Genomic DNA, 6,000 nt, shown 5'->3' with positions numbered 1-6,000 from the left:
CGGTTAAATTTTTGGAATGGGTCATGAGCCTAGAAGACCGTTCCGAATTCTTCTGGCCGAGGAAAAAAGCGAAATAAAGAGCATGTCTACGGCAAAAGTCAATTTTATACGGAGGACTCCGGAATTAGGGGGTCGCACCGATGTGGTCGGTTTTTCATACACAGTTGGTCCGATTACCCACGCGTTGGCCCAATGTGGTCGCTTTTTCATACACAATTGATCCGACGACCCAGGTGTTGGCCAAATGTAGTCGGTTTTTCATACACAATTGGTGCGATGACCCTCGCGGTAGCCAAATGTGGTCGCTTTTTCATACACAGTTGGTCCAATTACCCAGGTGTTGGCCAAATGTGGTCGGTTTTTCATACACAATTGGTGCGATGACCCTCGCGGTAGCCAAATGTGGTCGCTTTTTCATACACAATTGGTGCGATGACCCAGGTGTTGGCCAAATGTGGTCGGTTTTTCATACACAATTGGTGCGATGACCCAGGTGGTGGCCAAATGTGGTCGGTTTTTCATACACAATCTCCACAGCCCCTAGCGAAGGGAAGGGACAGCATTCAGAGGATGCGGAGCGCCTTGTTGGCACTGCTCAATTATCCAGCAGCAGTCTGTAACTGGTTAATCAGTTCAAGATTGCCGCTGGTTCTTGATAGGAGCCAGTTCATGCCAATAGGAGACTGTTAGCTGGCTTGTCCATCCCCGGCTGCTGCTTCCCCCGCCTGCCAGCCCTTGCAGACATCAATCCACGCCTTGGCTCCGGAAGTCCCGGCATATTGCGCCAATTCTGCACAGGTGAGCTCAATCGCCGAATTGGTGCTGCCGCAGGCGGGAAACAGTGTGGCAAAACGCTGCATCGACACATCCAGGTAGACTTCCAGCTGCCGGGCCAGGCCGAACGGGCAGACGCCGCCGATTTCATGGCCGGTCTGCTCCAGCACCTCCTCCGGCGTCAGCATCCGCGCTTTGAAGCCGAATGCCTCCCGGAATTTCTTATTGTCGATCTTCGCATCGCCCGCGGCGACAACCAGGATGGCGTCTTCTTCTGCGCCGCGGAAGGACAGGGTTTTGGCAATCCTTGCCGGGATGACGCCAATGGTGGCTGCCGCCATGTCGACGGTTGCGCTGGAGGTGGCGAACTCTTGCACATCCTGCTCCCTGCCAAGGGCGCGGAAATGGTCTTTGACTTTGCTGATGGACATATGGAACACTCCTTTTCCTGGACCGATAGACTTTCATTATGCTTACATTTTTTTCATTGTAAGCTGTTTTGGCCCTGAGAGCAAAGCCGTCAGGCTTTAATCCGGATTCGTCTGACACCCGGCTCGTCTAACATCCAAGCACGATCCGCGCCGGCCGCATTTAATAGGGAAAGAACAGGTCGGAGGAGATGGCTGAATGTTGCTGACTGAGCTTAAGGGGAGTTACGATTGTATCGTTAGTCTGGGCAGCTCCTGTGAGCCTGCGGCCCATATGCGCCGCAGGGGACTCAGGACTTTTTCATCGCCGCTGGATTGGGTAGTGTCCCTGTCCCTCACCGATGTTATCCGGCTGCTCGGCAACCGGTTTGCCGGATATATGGAGCTTTACAATATGGGAGTTATTGAAGGGTATGCCACCTTTGTGGACAATGAGTCCGTGACGCCGCTGCGTTCGTATTTTGTGAAGGACCATTATTACAACGTCATTTCTGTACATGACTTCCCGGTGCGGGAAGATGGGGCTTGGTCAGCCGATTATCCGGCGTTCAAGGAGAAAATAATGATGCGCAGCCAGCGGCTTATTCAGCAGATGGCCTCCAGCAGACATGCGCTGTTCATCCGGTGGGGAGGCACTTATGAAGAGGCACTGCATTTGCAGACAGTGCTGGGCACCTTGACGGGCGGAGGATTTCATATTCTGGTCGTCAACGGAGTCGACGGGCTGGAGTCCGTGGTCGACAACGGCTGGAATCTGCCCCGCATCTGTTCACTCGGCATCCCGAACCGGGCGGGGGACAATGATACTTGGGATTTTCTTCTCGAAGGAATATCTCTCGGCTAATTCGTTCAAGCAACCTCCGGATATCGCAAAAAGGCTTCTTCATCCGAAGAAGCCTCCAGATTGTCGAGAAACCCAGGTCATTTAAAGACCTTGGGTTTCTTTTGTGTGTTCAATATCGAGTTGCGAACGGAAAAACGAGGGGTTATCCTCGTTTTTCCCGGCGATCCAGGTGGATCGCCATCTTCTTCATGTTCTGAACGGCTGCCGTCATCAGCGCTTGTTCCCTGACATTGGGCAGCCCTCGCAACCGGCAATAGCGAAACCCATGGAGCTCTTTAGCATCCGCGAAGCTTCGCTCAATCGTTTCTTTTCGTTTACGGTACAACTGCTTGCCCGACTTGCTGAGCCGGTTATTCCGGACCCATTCTTTGCTATCCTCCCAGACATGCCGGGTTACCACTTTCCGGTGGTTTTTGGACTGCGTACACTCGTTTAAGAACGGACAACTTTTACATTGCTCAGGATCGGACGCATACTGCTGGTAGCCTTTGCGGTCCGTCGTTCGGTACTTCAGAGCTTGCCCGGCCGGACAGACGTACAGTTCTTGTTCTGCGTCAAAAGTAAACTTCCATTTTGGAAACAGTCCTTGTTTGGAATGGAATCTCCGGTGAGCAATAACGGCAAAAATCTTTCGGCTTTGCAGACCACGGCAAATCGGTGTTGTTAAATATCCTGAATCTAGAGCAATGGCTTCCACTTGAAATCCAAAACGTTCCTGCTGCCGGTCCAGACGCGACAAATACGGCACGGAATCATGGACATTTCCGGGCGTGACATAAACATCTGTAATGAGATTGTATTTCATATCTACGGTCCGGTGGTCCAGATAAAAAAAGCCTTCCGGTTTACCGTCGCGAATCATGTACCCGCTATCGGGATCGGTCTTGCTCACTTTAATTTCCTTTTCTTCGTTCACTTCCTCTCTAGGTTTTAGGGCTTTTTTCCATGGTTCTTCCGGTCTGTCTCTACGGCGACGTTGAGCTCATCTACATAATCCTTCGTATTTTGCAGCACCTGTTGTTTGGTATATTGGTGTTTATTTGCATTTGCCTTGACGTGAGTGGAGTCCGAGACAAGAACTCGTCCACCCACCATTCGGTGCGAAATCGCCTGGAGAACAATTTCGTCGAAAATATCCTGAAAAATGTTCGTGTCCTTAAATCGAGTACGCCGGTTCCAGCTAAGGGTGGAGTGGTCTGGAACCTTGTCGGTTAATCCGAGCCCAAGAAACCAGCGGTAAGCTAAATTCGTTTGAACTTCACGTTCTAGCTGACGTTCGGAACGAATGCCGTAGAAATACCCTATGAAAATCATCTTGAACAGTACGATTGGATCAATCGCTGGTCGTCCGTTATCCGAGCAGTATAGCGGTTTAACCTTCTCATCGATAAACGAAAAATCAATATATTTATCCACCTTGCGAAGCAAGTGGTCTTGAGGAACCAAATCTTCAATAGAAACAAATTCGTAAGCTTGTTGTTTTTCTCGATTGGAACGCAGCATCTTTACCACCATCCGTCCTATAAATAGTTACCTATATTATACAACATTAACGCGGTGTCGTGTGAAATCAAAATCACGTAAAGAAGGCTGTCGAGACTTTCTCGACAGCCTGAAGGCTTCTTCATCCGAAGAAGCCTCCTTGGCGTATGCAGCCGGCAGCATCCGGTAATCATATCCATGGCGGGTCAGGACGGGTCCGGCTTACCACGGACCGGGTGGTCGGGAGCGTCGGCGGTATTGCGGGTAATCTTGTGCAGCAGCTCTACCAGCGTTTCGGTCTCCGCTTCGGTCAGGTTGGCGGTCAGCTTGCGGTTAAACTCATCCAGAATCGAATGGAACACCGGAGCGAACTCCAATGCCTTGGCCGTCGGATACAGCAGGGAAGAGCGCCGGTCGTTCGGGTCGGGCCTGCGCTCGATAAAGCCGAGCTGCTCCAGATGCTTGACGGAACGGGCGGTCGTCGCCTTGTCGAATTTCATTTCATCGGTCATCCGGTCCTGGGTGATGCCGGGACGGTTAAGAATCAGCTTGAGGAAGCTATGCTGTCCGCCGCTGCCGAGACCATAGGGCGTCAGTTCCTTGGAGAGCTGCTTCTGGTTCTGACGCTGAAGGTAGGCAATCAGCTTCCCGATCGGTTCATTTGACATGGTGCAGCACCTTCTTTGTGGCTTGCTTGGCTTCTCGTGAAAGCCTAAATCAAAGTCTACAATAAAGTAGTTGCGCATGCAACTAAATTGCTGTACACTGAAACAACCAGTTGGTTGCGCACGCAACTATATTTTTGGAAAATCAAGCAAGAGGGTGTAAGGCATGAGTTCAATCGGCACGACCTATCAGGAGGACGCCGCGATTCAGAAGAAGCGCTGGATCATCCTGATCGTCTTAAATCTGTTTACCTTTATGTCCACACTGGACGGCAGCATTGTCAACATTGCGCTGCCGGTGCTGGTGAAAGAGCTGAATCTCCCGGTTGCCCAGGTCGAATGGGTCACAACCGGTTATTTGATGGCCATATGCTCCGTGATCCTGTTCTTTGGCAAGCTGGGCGATATCGCCGGCAAGATCCGTATTTTCAAAATCGGCACCGTCATCTTCATCATCGGCTCGCTGCTATGCGGGCTCAGCGGCAATTTGCCGTTTCTGATCGTGTCGCGGGTAATTCAGGCAGTCGGCGCCTCCATGACGATGGCCAACAGCCAGGGCATTGTGACCGATATTTTTCCGGCGAATGAACGCGGCAAGGCGCTTGGCCTTATCGGCACCTTTGTATCCCTCGGCAGTATTGCCGGACCCAGTCTCGGCGGGATTATCGTATCGACGCTCGGGTGGGAATATATTTTCTGGGTCAACGTTCCGATCGGGCTGATTGCCATCGTGCTCGGCTGGAAGGTGCTGCCGAAGGATCTGATCCGTGTAAAATCCAAGATTGACGCACCCGGCAGCATGCTGTTCGCTGTCTTTATTGTGACGTTGTTTGCCGGTCTGCTTCTGGGCCAGCAGCTCGGTTACGGCGACGGCCGGATTGTAGCGGCTCTGGTCGCTGCGGCTGTGGCTTTCATCGCCTTTATCATGCTTGAACTGAAGCGGCCCCAGCCGCTGCTGCAGCTGAGCTTGTTCAAGAATCCGCTTTTCTCGCTGAGCATCCTGTGCGCGTTTCTCGTATTTGTGGCAAATTTCTGCTTTAACATTATCGCTCCATTTTACGCACAGAACATGCTGAACCTGTCGCCGTTCTACGCCGGGTTCCTGCTGATGCTGTTCCCGATCGCCATGGTCGTCGTGGCCCCGCTGAGCGGTGCGCTGTCCGACCGGATCGGCTCGGAATCGTTGACCTTTGCCGGGCTGATTGTGATGGTCATCGCACAGTTTGGTCTCGCCCGGCTGCATGAAGGCAGCTCTGTGGTACTGGTCGGCCTGTGGATCGCCATGCTCGGCATCGGCAGCGGACTGTTCCAGTCGCCGAACAATTCGCTGATTCTGTCCAAGGTGCCGCGAACCCAGCTCGGCTCGGCGGGCAGCGTCAATTCGCTGGTCCGCAATGTCGGGATGGTGGTCGGTATTACCGTTGCCACCACGATATTGTTCAATGTGATGAGCAGCGAGGCAGGCTACCGGGTCAACGACCTCGTTCCCGGCCGTCCGGATATTTTCCTCTCCGGAATGCATGTGGTCTTCATGACCTCTTCGGCCATTTGCCTGGTGTCGGCGGTCCTGACCGGCTGGCGGCTGGTGACGGCGCGCCGGGGCAAGCGGGCAGAGGCCTGATCGGAGCCTGCATTGCCAGAGCTGCTGCAGCATAAGAACATTGTTCACGAAATGCATCTGTCGAACCGGATGAACCGCTGCATCATGCCGGCACAAGTCAGGCTCCGGACTGACAGGCTCCCGAAATATTTTTTTGCAAAGCTGTCACAGATCGCCCTCCTGATTTGTCTACAGAGTGTAGAACGA

5 protein-coding genes are annotated in these 6,000 nt (G+C 52.7%); 2 read left to right on the top strand and 3 right to left on the bottom strand.

What is annotated here, in order from left to right; genetic code table 11:
- Nucleotides 1-686: 686 nt before the first annotated feature.
- Complete coding sequence (locus F1379_RS28550; protein WP_150275868.1) at nt 687-1,205, bottom strand: YbaK/EbsC family protein; 519 nt, start codon at nt 1,203-1,205, stop codon at nt 687-689.
- A 196-nt stretch (nt 1,206-1,401) separates the two neighbouring features.
- On the opposite strand from F1379_RS28550, the gene F1379_RS28545 reads away from it, so the two are divergent.
- A complete protein-coding gene (locus F1379_RS28545) occupies nt 1,402-2,046 on the top strand; it encodes a DUF1796 family putative cysteine peptidase (RefSeq protein ID WP_150275867.1) in 645 nt (214 codons plus the stop codon).
- Nucleotides 2,047-2,188: 142 nt separating this feature from the next.
- Here F1379_RS28545 and F1379_RS28540 read toward each other — a convergent pair.
- Together F1379_RS28540 and F1379_RS28535 are read right to left on the bottom strand one after the other, a co-directional pair.
- Nucleotides 2,189-3,549, bottom strand: a protein-coding gene (locus tag F1379_RS28540; RefSeq protein ID WP_150275866.1) for an IS1182 family transposase whose coding sequence is annotated in 2 segments (ribosomal slippage) — nt 2,189-2,979 and nt 2,979-3,549 — 1,362 coding nt in all. Because the reading frame shifts where the segments join, the coding sequence is not laid out codon by codon here.
- Between the two features lie 185 nt (nt 3,550-3,734).
- Complete coding sequence (locus F1379_RS28535; protein WP_150275865.1) at nt 3,735-4,196, bottom strand: MarR family winged helix-turn-helix transcriptional regulator; 462 nt, start codon at nt 4,194-4,196, stop codon at nt 3,735-3,737.
- Between the two features lie 163 nt (nt 4,197-4,359).
- On the opposite strand from F1379_RS28535, the gene F1379_RS28530 reads away from it, so the two are divergent.
- Nucleotides 4,360-5,814 carry an MFS transporter gene (locus F1379_RS28530; RefSeq protein ID WP_150275864.1) on the top strand — a complete coding sequence of 485 codons (1,455 nt, stop codon included), beginning with the start codon at nt 4,360-4,362 and terminating at the stop codon, nt 5,812-5,814.
- The last annotated feature ends 186 nt before the right edge of the window (nt 5,815-6,000 follow it).

The sequence above is a fragment of the Paenibacillus tepidiphilus genome (genome assembly GCF_008635795.1).
GTDB lineage: Bacteria > Bacillota > Bacilli > Paenibacillales > Paenibacillaceae > Paenibacillus_AQ > Paenibacillus_AQ tepidiphilus.
This window is presented reverse-complemented; position numbering and strand designations above follow the sequence as displayed.